Below are 15,864 nucleotides of genomic sequence, written 5' to 3' on the forward strand. Positions count from 1 at the left end.
GGGTCGGGGATCACATCAGTGCTGGACGAGGACCGGGCGGACGCGGGGGCGTGCGTCGATCTGGACGAGGCGGGCGGCATCGCCCCGCCGCTCAAGGCCGGGGGTGTCATCGCACCCGCGCTGTTGCTCGCCGCCTGCGGTGGCGGCAGCAGCGGCGGCGGCACCGCCAGCGCACCGCCGACGTCGAGCGCACCGGTCGTCGTCGTCCCCGCCGCGATCACCGCGACGCAGGCGAGCCGCTTCCTCGCGCAGGCGAGCATGGGCGGCACCCGCACGATGATCGAGAGCATCGTCGCCCGCCGCTACGAAGGCTGGATCGACGACCAGTTCGCGCTGCCGCGCGCCACCTCGCACTGGGACTGGCTGGTCGCCCGGGGCTATAACGTCGCCGCCAACATCAACAGCGAGACGGGTTTCGACGCCACGCTGTGGCGGCAGATGATCGTCGAGCCCGATCAGCTCCGCCAGCGGATCGGGATGGCGCTGCTCGACCTGCTCGTCGTCGGCATCGGCGGCGTCAATCTCAACTGGAAGCAATTCGCCACCGCCGCTTATGTCGACGTGCTGCTCGACAATGCCTTCGGCAATTACCGCACGCTCCTCGACGCGATCACCACCAATGCGGCGATGGGTTCGTTCCTCACCTTCCTCGGCAATCGCAAGGCGAATGCCAAGACCGGCGCGCAGCCCGACGAGAATTACGCGCGCGAGCTGATGCAGCTCTTCACGCTCGGCCTCTACCAGCTCAACATGGACGGCAGCGTCAGGACGAGCGGCGGCGTGCCGCTCGAAACCTACGGCCCCGCTGACGTCTCGGGTCTCGCCCGCGTCTTCACCGGATTGAGCCTCGCGACCACCGACAACACCACCCCCGATCGCTACCGCCAGCCGCTGGTGATGAACGCCGCGATCAACGAGACCGGCGCGGCGAGCTTCCTCGGCGCCGCGACGACCGGCGGCGGCATGGCGGCAGTCAAGGTCGCGCTTGACACGATCTTCGCCCACCCGAACCTGCCGCCCTTCGTCTCGAAACAGCTCATCCAGCGGCTCGTCACCAGCAACCCGAGCGCCGGCTATGTCGGCCGCGTCGCCGCGACCTTCGCCAACAACGGATCGGGCGTGCGCGGCGACATGAAGGCGGTGATCAAGGCGATCCTGCTCGATACCGAGGCACGCAGCGACGATGCGCTGGCGAGCACCACCGCGGGCAAGCTGCGCGAGCCGGTGATGCGACTGACCGCCTGGGCGCGGCTCGCCAAGGTCGATTCGCCGTCCAACGCCTGGGCGTTCGGGGACACGTCGAGCCAGTCCAACCGGCTCGGCCAGTCGATGGGGCGCAGCCAGACCGTCTTCAACTTCTTCCGCCCCGCCTACACGCCGCCGGCGAGCGCGATCGGCAATGCCGGGCTCGTCGCGCCCGAATTCCAGATCACCAACGAACAAAGCGTCGTCGCCTACGTCAATTACATGCAGTCTCTCGTCGCCAACGGCGCCGGCGACGCCAAGCCCGATTATACCGATCTCATCGCCAAGGCGGGCGACAGTGCGGCGCTGGTCGACGAGATCAACGTCGTGCTCGCCGCCGGCCAGCTCGGCAGCGCAACCGTCACCGCGATTCGCGCCGCGGTCGACAGCGTCGCGACGACCGCGAGCAACGCCGCGATCAACCGCGTCGGCATCGCATTGCTGCTGACGCTCGCCTCTCCCGACTTCCTGACGCTGCGGTGACCATCATGGACTTTACCCGGGATTCCTCGCGCCGCGCCTTTCTCAAACGCTCCGCCGCGCTGGGCGTGGCGGGGGTGGCGACGCCCTTCGTCACCAGCCTAGCCGCGATCGGCGAGGCCGCGGCGGCGACCGCGACCGACTACAAGGCGATGGTCTGCATCTTCCTCTACGGTGGCAACGATTACGCCAATACCGTCGCGGCGTACGATCAGGCGAGCTACGCCGCCTATCTCGCCGCGCGGTCGAACATCGCGCTGACCCGCGAATCGCTCGCCGCCACCGTGCTCAACCCGACCGCCGGCCTGCCCGGTGGCCGCCAATATGCACTCGCGCCGACGATGGGGTCGCTCCTGCCGCTGTTCGATCAGGGCAAGCTCGCGGTGACGCTCAACGTCGGTACGCTCGTCCAGCCGACCACCAAGGCGCAATTCCAGCAGAACGCTGTCAAGCTGCCGCCCAAATTGTTCAGCCACAACGACCAGCAGAGCTATTTCCAGGCGTCCAACCCGGAGGGCGCGACCTCGGGCTGGGGCGGGCGGATCGGCGACCTGTTCCAGTCGGGCAATGGCGCGTCGACGCTGACCTGCATCAATGCGAGCGGCAATGCGGTCTACCTCACCGGCAAATCGGCGGTGCAATATGCGATCGGCACCGGCGGCCCGATCGCGCTCAGCGGCGGCACAACGCTCTACGGGTCGAGTACCGCGGCGGCGACGTTGCGCAGCCTGATGACCGGCGGCAGCGCGCATCTGCTCGGTAACGAGCACGCCCGCGTGAGCAAGCGCGCGCTCGATACCTATGCGCAGGTCAGCGGCGCACTCGCCTCCGCCCCGGCGAGCGGCTTCACGCTGTTCCCGACCGGCAACCAGCTTGCCGACCAGCTCAAGATGGTCGCGCGGCTGATCTCGGTCTCGTCGCAACTGGGTGCCAAGCGACAGGTGTTCTTCGTGTCGATCGGCGGCTTCGACCTGCACGACAATCTCGTCGCGGTGCAGCCGGGGCTGATCGGCAAGGTCGCCGATGCGATGCGCGCCTTCTACGACACCACCGTCGCGCTCGGCGTCGCCGACAAGGTGACGAGCTTCACCGCCTCCGACTTCGGCCGGACGCTCCAGTCGAACGACGACGGATCGGATCACGGCTGGGGCAGCCATCATCTGGTGATGGGTGGCGCGGTGCGGGGCAAGCGGTTCTACGGCACCGCGCCGCAGGTCGGCAACGGCACCCCCGACGACGTCGGTCAGGGCCGGCTGCTGCCGACGATCGCGGTCGACCAATATGCCGCGACGCTGGCGAGCTGGTTCGGGGTCGGCAACGGCGATCTGACGACGGTGTTGCCCAATATGGGCAATTACAATGCGTCAAACTGGAATCTGGGCTTCGTGTGAACCGCAGATCCTCCCCGGCACGAGGAGGGGGACCGTTCGCGAAGCGAATGGTGGAGGGGGGCTTCGGCAAGCGCATCGCTTGAGGATGCCCCCCTCCGTCCCCGCTTCGCGGCGCCACCTCCCCGTGCCGGAGAGGAATTAAAGTCATCCCATCAACACACCGCGATACGCCTCGAAACAGCGTTCGCCACAGCGCAGCCGAATCAGCGCGCCCTCGGCCATCGCGGTCGCACGACGCGGGTCTTCCTCCACCGCCGGGCGGATCGCCTCGCGGTTCCAATCCTCGCTATGCTTGATGTCGAGCACCGCATGCAGGTCGAAATAGCGCCGCTCCTTGTCGGAGAAGCCATGCCGGCGCAGCCCCTTGGCCGTCGCCGCCGAGCGATCCGGCGCGGTCAGTTCGATCACGCCGAGTGCGCCAACCGAATGCCACGCATAGCGGCGGCTCGTCGCCATCGCGGTCATCGCATTGGCGAGGCAGAGGCTCTGCCACAGCGTATTTTCGATCACCGGGTTGACCGCCAGCGTCTCGACCAAGGCGTCGAGCATCGGCCCGTGCATGCCCTTGGCATTGCCACGGCCCATCTCGTCCCAATAATTGCGTGCGAGTTCCAGCTTGGGATAGGTCGGCAGCTTGACCTGCGTCATCGCGACGAGATCGTCGAACCCCGCCTCGCCCGCAGCCTCCTGCTCGAAGAACCAACGCAGCTGGTCGAGGTCAGCCGCTTCGGCAAGCCACGGGAACAGCGGATCATGCTGGCCGGGGCCGCTCTGCTTCAGTTCCTCGAACCAGGCGATGAAGCCCTCGACATCGGTCGGCGCGGCGGCGGCTTCCGCGGCCACCTCCTCGCGCAACTCCTCGATGAAGCCCCCTTCGAGCCGCTGCATGCGGACGTCGCGGTCGAGCACGCGCTGCCAGTCGGCGGTGGGGAACGTCGGTTCCAGCCGCTCCCGGTTCCAATGGGCCAGCCCGCGCTGGAAGCTGTCGGTGAGGAATTGTGACGCGCGTAGGTCGGCGTCAACGATGCGGGTAGCCATTCGAATCTCCTAGTGGGCTGGCCAACCGCTTGATCGATCGTTCGTTCCTTGCGCCTTCGAGTCGCTTGACATGGATCAGGACGATCGTGATCCGGCCCCCGCGCCGCTTCCCCAAGCCCCCCGCCGCGCGTATAGCCGATCGATGATGACGGTCGCGACGCCCCTGCTGCCCCCCGCCGACTGGCGCGACTTCCTTGCGCTGACCAAGCCGCGGGTGATGACGCTCGTCGTCTTCACCGGCCTGTGCGGAATGCTCGCGGCGCCGGTCGGCATCCACCCGGTGCTCGGCTTCACCGCCATCCTGTGCATCGCGCTCGGTGCGGGCGCCGCCGGCGCACTCAACCAATGGTATGAGGCAGATATCGACGCCAAGATGCGGCGGACGCAGAAACGCCCGCTGCCCGATGGCCGGATGGACCGCGAATCGGCGCTGCACTTCGGCGTCGGGCTTGCCGCTTTCTCGGTCATCCTGATGTATTTCGCGGTGAATTTCGCCGCGGCGGCGATCCTGACCGTTTCGATCCTGTTCTACGTCCTCATCTACACCGTGTGGCTCAAGCGCCGCACGCCGCAGAACATCGTGATCGGCGGCGCCGCCGGCGCCTTTCCGCCGCTGATCGGCTGGGCGGCGGCGACGGGCGAGGTGGCGCTGCTGCCGCTGCTGCTGTTCGGCCTCGTCTTCCTGTGGACGCCGCCGCATTTCTGGGCACTCGCGCTGTTCGTGAAGACCGATTACGCCAATGCCGGCGTGCCGATGCTGCCCGTCGTCGCCGGCGAACGGGTGACGCGCCGCCAGATCGGCCTCTACACCATCCCTATGGCGCTGGTCGCGGTCCTGCCCTGGCCGCTCGGCCTGACGGGGCCGCTCTATGGCGGCGTCGCCACCGTCACCACCGCGATCTTCGCTGCGCTCGCGCTCGTCGTCGCGACCCGCACCACCCGCCCCGACGATACGATGAAGCCGGAGAAGCGCTTGTTCAGCTATTCGATCCTCTACCTCTTCGTCGTGTTCGGCGCGCTCGTCGTCGACCGCTGGGTGTTCGCATGACCCCCGAGGAACAGGATCTGATCCGCCAGCGCCAGCGGTCTCGCGCGCGGGTGATGGCGCTGCTGCTCGGCGCCTTCGTCATCCTGATCTTCGCGATCGCGATCACCAAGATCCGCCAGGGGATGATATGAGCGCGCCGGCGCAGGCCAATAGCGCCGCGACGAAGCGCCAGTTGCGCACCGCGCTGTTCGCGGTGCTTGGCATCTGCTTCATGACCGGCGTCGCTTGGGCGAGCATCCCGCTTTACCGCCTGTTCTGTCAGGTCACCGGTCTCAACGGCACGACGCAGCGCGGGCTGGAGGCGCCCGGCGCGGTCAACAAGTTGATCCGCATCGATTTCGACAGCAACGTCGCGCCCGGGATGAAATGGCGCTTCCGTCCCGAGGCGGGGTCGGAGACGGTCAAGATCGGCGCGCGCGACATGGCGTTCTTCACCGCGACCAACACCGACAGCAAGCCGATCACCGGCACCGCGACGTTCAACGTCACCCCCAGCCAGGCGGGCAAATATTTCACGAAGATCCAGTGTTTCTGCTTCACCCAGCAGACGCTGCAGCCCGGCGAGACGCAGCGCATGCCGGTGATCTTCTTCGTCGACCCGAAGATCATGGACGACCCCGATGCGCGCGACGTCGAGACGATCACGCTCTCCTATACGTTTTACCCGGTGGATTCCGCGAAATCCGCGGGCTAAGCGTTGACCCAAGAGGATTAGAGAACAGGGAAACGACCATGGCCGGCGCCAAGAACCACGATTACCATATCCTGCCCCCCAGCATCTGGCCCCTGTTCGGATCGCTGTCGGCGCTGGTGATGGCGTCGGGCGCGATCATGTGGATGCACGGCGGCCACCTTGCCGCCGACAAGGCCAATGGCGGCGGCTGGATCTTCCTCGCCGGTCTCGCGGGCGTGCTGTTCACCATGTACAGCTGGTGGGCCGAGGTGGTGCGCGAGGCACATCACGGCGACCATACTCCGGTCGTCCAGCTCCACTTCCGCTACGGCATGATCCTGTTCATCGCCTCCGAAGTCATGTTCTTCGTCGGCTGGTTCTGGGCCTTCTTCGATTTTGCGCTGTTCCCGACCGCGATGAGCTTCGTCGACGGCCAGGTCGAACGCGCCGCCGAAGGGGCCGCGGCGATCGCCGCGCAATGGCCGCCCAAGGGGCTGGAGGTCATCAACGCCTTCGAACTGCCGTTGCTCAACACGCTGATCCTGCTCACCAGCGGCACCACCGTCACCTGGGCGCATCACGCGCTGATCCACAACCAGCGCGGCGGTGAGAAGACCGGCCTGTGGGGGATGCTCGGCGTCGGCGACCGCGACGGCGTGCTCAAGGGGTTGTGGCTGACGGTCGCGCTCGGCGTGCTGTTCAGCTCGATCCAGGCGTATGAATACGTGCACGCGCCCTTCCCCTTCAAGGGGCTGAACTATGGCGCCGCCTTCTTCATGGCGACCGGTTTCCATGGCTTCCACGTGCTGATCGGCACGATCTTCCTCGCCGTCTGCCTCATCCGCGCCTACAAGGGCGACTTCACGCCGCGCCAGCATTTCGGTTTCGAGGCGGCGGCCTGGTATTGGCATTTCGTCGACGTGGTGTGGCTGTTCCTGTTCGTCACCATCTACGTCTGGGGTGGCTGGGGCGCGCCGGTCCACGGCGGCTGATCGCATGAGGGGCGTCGCCTATGACTGATCCGACGCCCCTGCCGCCGACCGAGGCCATGCCCTCGGTCGTCCAGGCCGGCCTGCGCGGCCTCTGCCCGCGCTGCGGCAAGCCCACTTTGTTCGCCAAGGCGATCAAATTCGCCGATCGCTGTTCGGCCTGCGGGCTCGACTTCACCCAGTTCAACGTCGGCGACGGGCCGGCCGCCTTCCTGACGCTGATCCTCGGCACGATCGTGGTGATCGGCGCGATCATGCTCGAACTGACGCTGCACCCGCCGCTGTGGCTGCACATGCTGATCTGGATCCCCGTGACGCTCGCCGGCGTGATCTGGTCGCTGCGCCTCGCCAAGGGCGCGCTGATGTCCGCCGAATTCCGTAACGCCGCGCGCGAAGGGCGCATCGACCCGCGACCATGAGGCGCGTGCCGCTGATCCCGACCCTCGTCGTCGCACTCGCGGTGGCGGCGATGATCGCGCTGGGCCTGTGGCAATTGCTCGACCGTGCGCCGAAGAAAGAGGCGTATCTCGCGCAGCTCGCCGCCAATCCGGCGAAACCGCCGATCGCCTTTCCGGCGACGCCCGACGACCAGCTGCTGTTCCGTCGCACGACCGCGACATGCGCGCGTCCGGTCGCGCAGCGGCTCGCCGGCGCGGGGGCGGCGGGTTTTCGCCTGATCGCCGATTGCGGCGACGGACTGGTCGTCCAGCTCGGCACGACACCCGACCCGATGTTCAGGCCGCGCTGGTCCGGCGGCGCGGTGAGCGGCTATATCAGCCACGCCCCCGACGGCCGCTCGCTGATCGGGTCGCTGTTCGACCATAGCCCGCAGCGGCTGCTGCTTGTCGCCGACGCGCCGCCGCTCGGCCTTGCGGCGAACGGCAAGCCGGACCTGTCCTCCGTCCCGAACAACCATTTGTCCTATGCGGTGCAATGGTTCTTCTTCGCCGCGATCGCTGCGGTGATCTACGTGCTGGCGCTAAGGCGGCGGGTCGCCGCCTAATTTCTCCCTCGCGCAGCGGGGGAGGGGGACCGCGGCCGAAGGCCGTGGTGGAGGGGGTGTTTCCATAACCGCGGAGTGCGCCGTATCCTCCCCCTCCGTCAGGCCTTCGGCCTGCCACCTCCCCCTGGCGGGGGAGGACTAAGCCCCCCATAGCCCCAAACCCATCGCCCCCAAGCAAACCCGGCGTTGCCCCTCGCGCATCGGCCCGCTACCCAGCCGCGATGCGTTATGTCAGCACCCGCGGCGCCGCGCCCGCGCTCGATTTCCGCGACGTCACCCTCGCCGGGCTGGCCTCCGATGGCGGCCTCTATCTGCCCGAGCGCTGGCCGAGCCTCACCCGCGAGCAGATCGCCGGCCTCGCCAACCTCTCCTATGTCGATACCGCAGTCGCGGTGATGACGCCGTTCGTCGGCGACGCGCTCACGCCGGACGAGCTGAAGGACCTCTGCACCCGCGCCTATGGCCGGTTCAGCCATGCCGCGGTGACACCGCTCGTGCAGCTCGACCACGATCAATGGCTGCTCGAGCTGTTCCACGGCCCGACGCTGGCGTTCAAGGACGTCGCGCTGCAACTCCTCGGCCTGCTGTTCGAGCGGTTCCTGAATGGCAGCGACCGGCATCTCACCGTCGTCGGCGCGACCAGCGGCGATACCGGTTCGGCGGCGATCGACGCGCTCGCCGGCCGCGCCGGGGTCGACGTGTTCATGCTCCATCCCGCCGGCCGGGTGTCGGACGTGCAGCGCCGCCAGATGACGACGGTGCTCGCCCCCAACGTTCACAATATCGCGATCGACGGCGACTTCGACACCGCGCAGGCGCTGGTGAAGCAGATGTTCAACGATCCCGGCTTCTCGGGGACGTTCGCGCTGTCCGCGGTCAATTCGATCAACTGGGCGCGGCTGATGGCGCAGGTGGTCTATTATTTCTACGCCGCGGTCCGCCTCGGCGCGCCCGAGCGCAGCGTCGCCTTTTCGGTGCCGACCGGCAATTTCGGCGACGTCTTCGCCGGCTATGTCGCCGCGCAGATGGGTCTGCCGGTCGCCAAGCTGATCGTCGCGACCAACGTCAACGACATCCTCCATCGCGCCATCTCGGCGGGCGATTACAGCAAGGGAATCGTCCAGCAGACGCCGACGCCGTCGATGGACATCCAGGTCAGCTCGAATTTCGAGCGGCTGCTGTTCGATCTCGGCGCCCGCGACGGCGCCGCGCTCAGCGCGCAGATGAAGGGCTTCGAATCGTCGGGCGCGATGCGCCTCACCAATGCGCAGCATACCGGCGCGGCGCTGTTCGCCAGCGACCGCGTCGACCTCGACGACATGACGCTGGCGATGCGCTGGGCGCACGAACATGCCGGGCAGGTGATCGACCCGCATACCGCGATCGCGCTCGCCGCCGCGCGCCGTCATCCCAGCGACGTGCCGGTGGTGACGCTCGCTACCGCGCATCCCGCCAAGTTCCGCGACGCGGTCGAACGCGCCACCGGCCAGCGCCCGACCCTGCCCGGCCGGATCGGCGACCTGTTCGAGCGCGAGGAGCGCTACGCCACCCTCCCCGGCACGTTCGACGCGGTCACCGCTTATGTCGCCGAGCGCGCGGTGCCGAAGCCATGAAGCTCGACACGCTGATCGGCGAGCCCTGGGCGGATTACGGCCTCGTCGATTCGGGTAACGGCCGCAAGCTCGAACGCTACGGCCGCTACCGCTTCATCCGCCCCGAGCCGCAGGCGATGTGGGCGCCCGCCACCGAGAACTGGCGCGCGCAGGGCGAGTTCGTGCCGGCAAGCGACGAGGATGGCGGCGGCCGCTGGGTCTTTGCCGAGCCGGTGCCGCGCGAGGGCTGGCCGCTCAAATGGAACGAGGTGCGCTTCACCGCGCAGCCGACGCCGTTCCGCCACCTCGGCTTCTTCTCCGACATGGCGCCGGTGTGGAGCTGGATGCGCGAGCAGGTCGCCGATCTCGACCAGCCCGAATGCCTCAATTTGTTCGGCTATACCGGCGTCGGCACGCTGGCGATGGCGACCGCGGGCGCGAAGATGGTCCATGTCGACGCCTCGAAGAAATCGGTCGAGGCGGCGCGCGGCAATGCCGTCCTGTCCGGCATGACCGAGGCGCCGATCCGCTGGATCGTCGACGATGCGGTCAAGTTCGTCGCGCGCGAGGTGCGTCGCAAGCGCCGCTACGACGGCATCCTGCTCGACCCACCCAAATATGGCCGCGGGCCGGAGGGCGAATTGTGGCGGCTGGAGGAGGATCTGCCGCGGCTGATCGCCGACTGCCGCAAGCTGATCGACGCCGACAGCCGCTTCCTGTTCCTCACCGTCTATGCGGTGCGCATGTCGGCATTGGCGATCGGTGAGCTGGTCCGCCAGCTGTTCGGTGACCTGCCCGGCAAGGTCGAGGCGGGCGAACTCGGCGTGCGCGAGGAGGCACGCGGCCTGACGCTGCCGACCGCGATCTGGGCCCGCTGGAGCCGCTGACGCGGCGGTTGGTGCAGCGCAGCAAACAAACGTTACGGAACGCTCGTCGATCAGAAGGCTTTTCTGCCTATATCGGTAGATCAGCACATGGAGGCACGATGATGCGACCCAATGACGATCTCGCCAAAACGACGCATGACGATGCCGAGCCGAATCCGCTGTGGGGTCGGCTGGCGCTGCTGATGTTCGGCCTGACCGTGCTCGCGTTTCTTACTGCGATCGACCGTCCCGAATGGTTTCATTTGAAACCGGCGACCGGCACGGCCGCAGCGATGGTCTATGCTTCGGATCACGGATCGAAGTCGTAACCGTAATTTAATCCATCCCGCTCCGGATCGCCGCTGCGGCGATCCACGGCGCGCCGGCGGTCAGCAGCAGGCTGACCGCGGCGAGCAGCTTCACCGCCCCCGCCCCTGCCTCGCCATCGAGCGATCCCGCGCCGAAGATGAGCAGCGGGATCGCCAGCGGCAGCATCACCAGCCCCGCCACTGCGCCACTGCCGCGCAGGCCCGCAACCAGCGCCGCGGTGGCGACGCCGAGCGCGGCCAGCCCCGGCGTCCCGATCAGCAGCCCCAGCTCGATACGCACCAGCGTCGTCGCCGACAGGTCGAACAGCCCCGCCGCGATCACCGCCGCCAGCATCAGCGGCGGCGCGAAGCCGAGCCAGTGCGCGACGATCTTGGCGAAGGCGACCAGCGTCAGCGGGACCTCGCGCACCGCATATTGATCGATGACCCCCGCCTCGACGTCGGGTGCCACCAGCCGCTCGACCGGCAGCAACGCGGCGAGCAGCGCCGCGGCCCAGATCACCCCGCCACCGATCCGCGCCAGCAACGCCGTGTCGGGCCCGACGGCGAACGGAAAGAGGATCGCGGTGAGGAGGAAGAAGGCGACCGGCCACAAGGCGCCCCCACCCGCCCAGGCGCGGCGCAGATCGCGCCAGACGATGCCGCCGATCCGCATCAGTGCAGCGTCACGCGAACCGCGCCGGGTAAGGCGACCGGCTGATGCGTCGCGACGATGGCGATCCCGCCGGCGGCGCGATGCGCGGCGATCAGCGTCTCGATCTGCGTCACCCCGTCGGCGTCGAGGCCGTTGGCCGGCTCGTCGAGCAACCAGATCGGCGCGTCCGCACCCACGACGCGCGCCAGTCCGGCACGGCGGCGCTGCCCGGTCGACAGCACGCGCACCGGCACCGCGGCGAGATGCGCCAGCCCGACCGCCGCCATCGCCGCCTCGGTTCGCCCGCCGACCCAGAAGGCCAACGCCCGCGCCAGCGGCAGTTCGGGATCGAGCGCATGCGCCTCGCCGAGCAGCGCCACCGCGCCGTCGCGCGTCACCGCGCCTGCGGCGGGGCGCAGCAGTCCGGCGGCGATGCGGATCAGGCTCGATTTGCCGACGCCATTGGGTCCGCTGACCAGCGCCGCGTCGCCCGCGCCGAGCGCGACGCTCACGCCCGCAAACAGCATCCGGCCGCCACGCATGCAGGCGACATCCGCCAGTGCGAGCCCGGTCAATCGACCACCGCGTCTTCCAGCGCGTGCATATCGTCGTCGGACAGGCCGAAATGATGGCCGATCTCATGGATGGTGACGTGGCGGACGAGATCGTCGAGCCGCACCCCCGTCTCCACCCATTCGACGAGGATCGCCTGCCGGTACAGATGGATGCGGTCGGGCAGCGCGCCCGATTCCATCGACGATTTCTCGCCCAGCGGCCGGCCGTGATAGAGTCCGGTCAGGTCGAGCGGATGCTCGATCCCCAAAGCGGCAAGCGTCTCGGCGTCCGCCTCCTCCTCGACCAGCAGCACGACGTCGCCGAGGTGCGTGGCGAATGCCGCGGGCAGCCGCGCGATCGTGTCGCGGGCGATCCGCTCGATCGCATCGGCATCGGGTGCCGGTCCATTAGCATCTTGCCCGTTCATGCCTGTCGCCATACCGCGTCCCTTTCCCGTCCAGCAAGGAAGACCGCCGATGATCGAGGCCCTTAGCGAAGCCGAACGTGCCGATGCGCTCGATGGCCTGCCGGAATGGGATTATGACGAGGCGCGCGACGCGATCACCCGCAGCCTCGTCTTCGCCGATTTCGTCGAGGCGTTCGGCTTCATGACGCAGGTCGCGCTGATGGCGGAAAAGGCCAACCATCATCCCGAATGGCGCAACGTCTACAATCGCGTCGAAATCCTGCTGACCACGCACGATGCCGCCGGCCTGTCGGGCCGCGACATCGAAATGGCCGAGGCGATCGACGCGATCGTCGACGAATAGGCCGACACGCCTGGCCGTTGGTACTGAGCCTGTCGAAGCAGCTTGAGACTCAGGCCCTTCGACAGGCTCAGGGCGAACGGGGCGGAAATACCGCGCCCCGATCAGCGCAGCGACCGCCGCATCCGCTTCCGCAGCGCGCCGGGGAACCAGCGCGCGGCGAAGCGCAGCCGTTCGGCGGTCTTGCCGACATAGGTGTGAACCGCGTCGCCATGCACCGCCTTCCACGCCGCTTCCGCCACCGCGTCGACCGGGGTCAGTTCGAGCCCTGCGCCGGTCACCGATTCGCGGATCGTCCGGTTGGTGCCGCCGGCGACGCCATCGAGCAGCGGCGTCTCGATGAAGCTCGGCAGCAGGCAGCGCACCTTGATCCCCTCGCGATGCCATTCGCCGTCCAGCGCCTCGCTGAGCCCGCGCACCGCGAATTTGGTCGCCGAATAGGTGGCGAGTCCCGACGAACCATAGATGCCCGACGCCGACGAGGTGTTGAGCAGCACCGATCCCGGCGTGCGCGCCAGATAGGCATGGCCGATCCGCGCGCCGTTCACCACGCCGGTGAAGTTGATCGCGATCGTCCGGTCGATCTCCTCGAACCGCGCCTCGGCGAGCGGCCCGCCGGTGCCGATCCCGGCATTGTTGAACAGAACGTCGAGCCGTCCGCCGCTCGCCCGGGTGAAGGCGTCGAGGCTCGCGGTCCAGGCGTCGCGGTCGCGCACGTCCATGACATAGCGTTCGACCATGCCGCCGGCGATCTGCGCCGCGGTTTCGTCGAGCCCGGCGGTGTTGACGTCGGCGATGCCGACCCGCCAGCCGCGGCTCGCGAACAACCGCGCGACGGCGCGGCCGATGCCCGATCCGCCGCCGGTGATGAAGATCGCGCGTACCTCGCTCATAAGCCTCTCCTGCCGTCCATTCATTGGACTTTGTAGCGGGCATCCCGCATCGTTCTGGACGATGCCAGCAGAATCGCTCCGTTTCGACGCCGTCAGCAAACGTTATGGCGAGACGCGGGCGGTCGACGGAGTCTCGCTGACGATCGCCACGGGCAGCTTCGTCGCGCTGGTCGGCGCGTCGGGATCCGGCAAATCGACGCTGCTCCAGACGATCAACCGGCTGATCGAGCCGAGCGAGGGCCGCGTGCTGCTCGACGGCGAGGATGTCGCCGCCGGTCCCGCCCCGGCGCTGCGCCGGCGGATCGGCTATGTCTTTCAGGGCATCGGCCTGTTCCCGCATATGACCGTCGCCGAAAATATCGGCATCGGCCCGCGCATCGCCGGCCTCCCCGCCACCGACGTCGACGCGCTGCTCGATCTCGTCGCGCTGCCGCGCGCCATCGCAGACCGGCTGCCCGAGGCGCTGTCGGGCGGCCAGCGCCAGCGCGTCGCCATCGCCCGGGCGCTCGCACCCGGCGCCAAGCTGCTGCTGCTCGACGAGGCGTTCGGCGCGCTCGATCCGGTGACGCGCGACGCGCTCGGCAGTGAAATCCGCGCGCTGCACGACCGGCTCGGTCTCACCACGATCCTCGTCACGCACGACATGGCCGAGGCGCTGCTGCTCGCCGACCGCGTGCTGGTAATGCAGGCAGGGCGGATCGTCGCCGATGCGACGCCCGCCGACCTGCTCCATGGCGATGGCGGCGAAGCGGCGCAGGCGCTGGTCGCGGTGCCGCGCGATCAGGCCGAACGGCTGCGCGGGATCGCGCGGGAGCAAGCGGCGTGAGCGCCTTCCTCGATGCGCTCGGCCGGGTGCCGCCGCTGCTTGCGCAACATGTGCTGCTGTCGGCGGCGGCGCTGCTGCTCGGCATCGCGATCAGCCTGCCGCTCGCCATCGTCGCCGCGCGCCGGCCGCGCACCGGCCGCGTCATCCTCGGCTTCGCCAGCCTCGTCCAGACGATTCCCAGCCTCGCGCTGCTCGCGCTCTTTTATCCGCTGCTGCTCTGGCTGTCGGCGCTGATCGGCGGCGGCATCCCGGCATTGGGCTTCCTGCCGTCGCTGATCGCGCTGACGCTCTATGCGCTGTTGCCGATCATCCGCAACGGCGTCGCGGGCCTCACCGGGATCGATCCGGCCGTGCGACAGGCGGCCGAAGCGGTCGGCATGACGCCCGCGCAGACGCTGCGGCTGGTCGAGGCGCCTTTGGTCGCGCCGGTGCTGATCGCCGGCATCCGCACCGCCGCGGTGTGGACGATCGGCGCGGCGACGCTGTCGACCACCGTCGGCCAGCCGAGCCTCGGCGACATGATCTTCGCCGGCCTGCAGACGCAGAATTGGGCGCTGGTGCTTGCCGGCTGTTTCGCCGCGGCGGGACTGGCGCTTGCCGTCGACGCGCTGATCGGCCTGATCGAGCGCGGCATCGCGCATCGCCGCCGCGCTTTGTGGCTCGGCGCGACGCTCGCGCTGGTCGCCGGCCTGCTCGCCGCGACCGCGCCGCTCTGGCAGCGCGGCGGCGACAAGGTGGTGACGGTCGGCGCGAAGAATTTTTCCGAACAATATATCCTTGCCCGGCTGATCGGCGACCGGCTGACCCGCGCCGGCTATACCGTCCGCTATCGCGACGGCCTCGGCTCGGCGGTGATCTATGGCGCGCTGACCAGCGGCGATATCGACGTCTACGTGGATTATGCCGGCACGCTATGGACCGGCGCGATGCGGCGCAGCGACGTCCCCGACCCGAAGGCGATGGCCGCCGCGATCGGCCGCTGGACGCAGGCGAGCAGCGGTGTGCGGTTGGTCGGATCGCTCGGCTTCGAAAATGCCTATGCCTTCGCGATGCGTGGCGACGACGCGCGCCGCCGCGGCATCGCCAGCCTGTCCGACCTCGTCGGTGCGGCGCCCGCCTTGCGCTTCGGCAGCGACCTCGAATTCCTCGAACGTCCCGAATGGGCGGCGGTACGCCACGTCTATCCGCTGCGCTTCGCGGCGGCGACGCCCTATGCGCCGACCTTCATGTATCGCGCGCTGGCGAGCGGCGAGGCGGACGTGATCTCCGCTTTCTCCTCCGACGGCCGCATCGCGGCCGACCGGCTGACGGTGCTGACCGACCCGAAACATGCGATCCCGAGTTACGATGCCCTGCTGCTCGTTGCACCGGCACGCGCGGGGGACGCCGCCTTCACCGCCGCGCTGGCGCCGCTGGTCGGGCGTATCCCGGTCGCCGCGATGCGCGAGGCGAATTATCAGGTCGATCGCGACGCCGGCAAGCGCACCCCTGAGCAGGCGGCGACGTGGCTGGCGCGACGACTGGGGCTTTAGGTC

The 15,864-nt window shown here is 68.5% G+C and carries 19 protein-coding genes; 14 read left to right on the forward strand and 5 right to left on the reverse strand.

Annotation, left to right across the window (positions count from 1 at the left end; genetic code table 11):
- The first annotated feature begins 18 nt into the window (after nt 1-18).
- A complete protein-coding gene (locus tag AC07U4_RS08025; RefSeq protein ID WP_495195057.1) occupies nt 19-1,728 on the forward strand; it encodes a DUF1800 domain-containing protein in 1,710 nt (569 codons plus the stop codon).
- Nucleotides 1,729-1,733: 5 nt separating this feature from the next.
- Entirely contained in the window at nt 1,734-3,116 is a 1,383-nt protein-coding gene (locus AC07U4_RS08030) for a DUF1501 domain-containing protein (RefSeq protein ID WP_495195058.1), read from the forward strand.
- 144 nt (nt 3,117-3,260) lie between these two features.
- On the opposite strand, the gene AC07U4_RS08035 is transcribed toward AC07U4_RS08030, so the two are convergent.
- On the reverse strand, nt 3,261-4,154 hold the full coding sequence (locus tag AC07U4_RS08035; protein WP_038665014.1) for an iron-containing redox enzyme family protein: 894 nt from the start codon (nt 4,152-4,154) through the stop codon (nt 3,261-3,263).
- 145 nt (nt 4,155-4,299) lie between these two features.
- On the opposite strand from AC07U4_RS08035, the gene AC07U4_RS08040 reads away from it, so the two are divergent.
- The 9 genes from AC07U4_RS08040 (at nt 4,300) to AC07U4_RS08080 (ending at nt 10,654) form a co-directional block, all read left to right on the forward strand.
- On the forward strand, nt 4,300-5,202 hold the full coding sequence (locus AC07U4_RS08040; RefSeq protein WP_495179813.1) for a heme o synthase: 903 nt from the start codon (nt 4,300-4,302) through the stop codon (nt 5,200-5,202).
- The gene (locus AC07U4_RS08045; protein WP_495195059.1) at nt 5,199-5,333 is read left to right on the forward strand and encodes a cytochrome c oxidase system small membrane protein; all 135 of its coding nucleotides are present in this window, start codon (nt 5,199-5,201) and stop codon (nt 5,331-5,333) included. The genes AC07U4_RS08040 and AC07U4_RS08045 overlap by 4 nt, the downstream gene beginning before the upstream one ends.
- The gene (locus tag AC07U4_RS08050; RefSeq protein ID WP_495195060.1) at nt 5,330-5,896 is read left to right on the forward strand and encodes a cytochrome c oxidase assembly protein; all 567 of its coding nucleotides are present in this window, start codon (nt 5,330-5,332) and stop codon (nt 5,894-5,896) included. Before AC07U4_RS08045 ends, AC07U4_RS08050 begins: the two co-directional genes overlap by 4 nt.
- Before the next feature lie 38 nt (nt 5,897-5,934).
- On the forward strand, nt 5,935-6,867 hold the full coding sequence (locus tag AC07U4_RS08055) for a cytochrome c oxidase subunit 3 (RefSeq protein WP_495195061.1): 933 nt from the start codon (nt 5,935-5,937) through the stop codon (nt 6,865-6,867).
- A gap of 20 nt (nt 6,868-6,887) precedes the next feature.
- Nucleotides 6,888-7,283: a DUF983 domain-containing protein gene (locus AC07U4_RS08060; RefSeq protein WP_495195062.1), complete on the forward strand. Its 396-nt coding sequence runs from the start codon at nt 6,888-6,890 to the stop codon at nt 7,281-7,283.
- Nucleotides 7,280-7,867, forward strand: coding sequence for an SURF1 family cytochrome oxidase biogenesis protein (locus AC07U4_RS08065; RefSeq protein WP_495195063.1), 588 nt, complete (start codon nt 7,280-7,282; stop codon nt 7,865-7,867). The genes AC07U4_RS08060 and AC07U4_RS08065 overlap by 4 nt, the downstream gene beginning before the upstream one ends.
- A 221-nt stretch (nt 7,868-8,088) precedes the next feature.
- Entirely contained in the window at nt 8,089-9,480 is a 1,392-nt protein-coding gene (gene thrC, locus AC07U4_RS08070; RefSeq protein WP_495195064.1) for a threonine synthase, read from the forward strand.
- A complete protein-coding gene (locus AC07U4_RS08075; RefSeq protein ID WP_179506905.1) occupies nt 9,477-10,346 on the forward strand; it encodes a class I SAM-dependent methyltransferase in 870 nt (289 codons plus the stop codon). Before thrC ends, AC07U4_RS08075 begins: the two co-directional genes overlap by 4 nt.
- Before the next feature lie 11 nt (nt 10,347-10,357).
- Nucleotides 10,358-10,654 carry a hypothetical protein gene (locus AC07U4_RS08080; protein WP_495195065.1) on the forward strand — a complete coding sequence of 99 codons (297 nt, stop codon included), beginning with the start codon at nt 10,358-10,360 and terminating at the stop codon, nt 10,652-10,654.
- Between the two features lie 7 nt (nt 10,655-10,661).
- Here the strand turns inward: AC07U4_RS08080 and AC07U4_RS08085 are convergent, their stop codons facing one another.
- Genes AC07U4_RS08085 through AC07U4_RS08095 form a run of 3 tightly spaced genes read right to left on the reverse strand, consistent with a single transcriptional unit; the run spans nt 10,662 to nt 12,270 of the window.
- The gene (locus tag AC07U4_RS08085) at nt 10,662-11,309 is read right to left on the reverse strand and encodes a heme exporter protein CcmB (RefSeq protein ID WP_495195066.1); all 648 of its coding nucleotides are present in this window, start codon (nt 11,307-11,309) and stop codon (nt 10,662-10,664) included.
- Nucleotides 11,309-11,863 (reverse strand): heme ABC exporter ATP-binding protein CcmA, encoded by a 555-nt coding sequence (ccmA, locus tag AC07U4_RS08090; RefSeq protein WP_495195067.1) that lies wholly within the window; start codon nt 11,861-11,863, stop codon nt 11,309-11,311. The genes AC07U4_RS08085 and ccmA overlap by 1 nt, the downstream gene beginning before the upstream one ends.
- Nucleotides 11,860-12,270 carry a metallopeptidase family protein gene (locus tag AC07U4_RS08095; protein ID WP_249340758.1) on the reverse strand — a complete coding sequence of 137 codons (411 nt, stop codon included), beginning with the start codon at nt 12,268-12,270 and terminating at the stop codon, nt 11,860-11,862. Before AC07U4_RS08095 ends, ccmA begins: the two co-directional genes overlap by 4 nt.
- 49 nt (nt 12,271-12,319) lie before the next feature.
- On the opposite strand from AC07U4_RS08095, the gene AC07U4_RS08100 reads away from it, so the two are divergent.
- A complete protein-coding gene (locus AC07U4_RS08100) occupies nt 12,320-12,613 on the forward strand; it encodes a 4a-hydroxytetrahydrobiopterin dehydratase (RefSeq protein WP_038664984.1) in 294 nt (97 codons plus the stop codon).
- Between the two features lie 101 nt (nt 12,614-12,714).
- Here AC07U4_RS08100 and AC07U4_RS08105 read toward each other — a convergent pair whose 3' ends face one another.
- Nucleotides 12,715-13,503, reverse strand: a complete 789-nt coding sequence (locus AC07U4_RS08105; protein ID WP_495195068.1) for an SDR family oxidoreductase — start codon at nt 13,501-13,503, stop codon at nt 12,715-12,717.
- A 61-nt stretch (nt 13,504-13,564) separates the two neighbouring features.
- Here AC07U4_RS08105 and AC07U4_RS08110 point away from each other — a divergent pair, with 61 nt between their 5' ends.
- Together AC07U4_RS08110 and AC07U4_RS08115 are read left to right on the forward strand one after the other, a co-directional pair.
- Nucleotides 13,565-14,329 carry an ATP-binding cassette domain-containing protein gene (locus AC07U4_RS08110; RefSeq protein WP_495195069.1) on the forward strand — a complete coding sequence of 255 codons (765 nt, stop codon included), beginning with the start codon at nt 13,565-13,567 and terminating at the stop codon, nt 14,327-14,329.
- Entirely contained in the window at nt 14,326-15,861 is a 1,536-nt protein-coding gene (locus AC07U4_RS08115; RefSeq protein WP_495195070.1) for an ABC transporter permease/substrate-binding protein, read from the forward strand. Before AC07U4_RS08110 ends, AC07U4_RS08115 begins: the two co-directional genes overlap by 4 nt.
- Nucleotides 15,862-15,864 lie beyond the last annotated feature (3 nt).

The sequence above is a fragment of the Sphingomonas sp. GW821-FHT02B09 genome (assembly GCF_059421875.1).

Excerpts from the sequence above, each read along its gene's own strand:
- AC07U4_RS08105 (WP_495195068.1), bottom strand. The coding sequence starts at position 13,503 with ATGAGCGAGGTACGCGCGATCTTCATCACCGGCGGCGGATCGGGCATC.
- thrC (WP_495195064.1), top strand. The coding sequence starts at position 8,089 with ATGCGTTATGTCAGCACCCGCGGCGCCGCGCCCGCGCTCGATTTCCGC.
- AC07U4_RS08060 (WP_495195062.1), top strand. The coding sequence starts at position 6,888 with ATGACTGATCCGACGCCCCTGCCGCCGACCGAGGCCATGCCCTCGGTC.
- AC07U4_RS08110 (WP_495195069.1), top strand. The coding sequence starts at position 13,565 with ATGCCAGCAGAATCGCTCCGTTTCGACGCCGTCAGCAAACGTTATGGC.
- AC07U4_RS08045 (WP_495195059.1), top strand. The coding sequence starts at position 5,199 with ATGACCCCCGAGGAACAGGATCTGATCCGCCAGCGCCAGCGGTCTCGC.
- AC07U4_RS08075 (WP_179506905.1), top strand. The coding sequence starts at position 9,477 with ATGAAGCTCGACACGCTGATCGGCGAGCCCTGGGCGGATTACGGCCTC.
- AC07U4_RS08055 (WP_495195061.1), top strand. The coding sequence starts at position 5,935 with ATGGCCGGCGCCAAGAACCACGATTACCATATCCTGCCCCCCAGCATC.
- AC07U4_RS08065 (WP_495195063.1), top strand. The coding sequence starts at position 7,280 with ATGAGGCGCGTGCCGCTGATCCCGACCCTCGTCGTCGCACTCGCGGTG.
- AC07U4_RS08040 (WP_495179813.1), top strand. The coding sequence starts at position 4,300 with ATGACGGTCGCGACGCCCCTGCTGCCCCCCGCCGACTGGCGCGACTTC.
- AC07U4_RS08085 (WP_495195066.1), bottom strand. The coding sequence starts at position 11,309 with ATGCGGATCGGCGGCATCGTCTGGCGCGATCTGCGCCGCGCCTGGGCG.
- AC07U4_RS08095 (WP_249340758.1), bottom strand. The coding sequence starts at position 12,270 with ATGAACGGGCAAGATGCTAATGGACCGGCACCCGATGCCGATGCGATC.
- AC07U4_RS08050 (WP_495195060.1), top strand. The coding sequence starts at position 5,330 with ATGAGCGCGCCGGCGCAGGCCAATAGCGCCGCGACGAAGCGCCAGTTG.
- AC07U4_RS08035 (WP_038665014.1), bottom strand. The coding sequence starts at position 4,154 with ATGGCTACCCGCATCGTTGACGCCGACCTACGCGCGTCACAATTCCTC.
- AC07U4_RS08030 (WP_495195058.1), top strand. The coding sequence starts at position 1,734 with ATGGACTTTACCCGGGATTCCTCGCGCCGCGCCTTTCTCAAACGCTCC.
- AC07U4_RS08100 (WP_038664984.1), top strand. The coding sequence starts at position 12,320 with ATGATCGAGGCCCTTAGCGAAGCCGAACGTGCCGATGCGCTCGATGGC.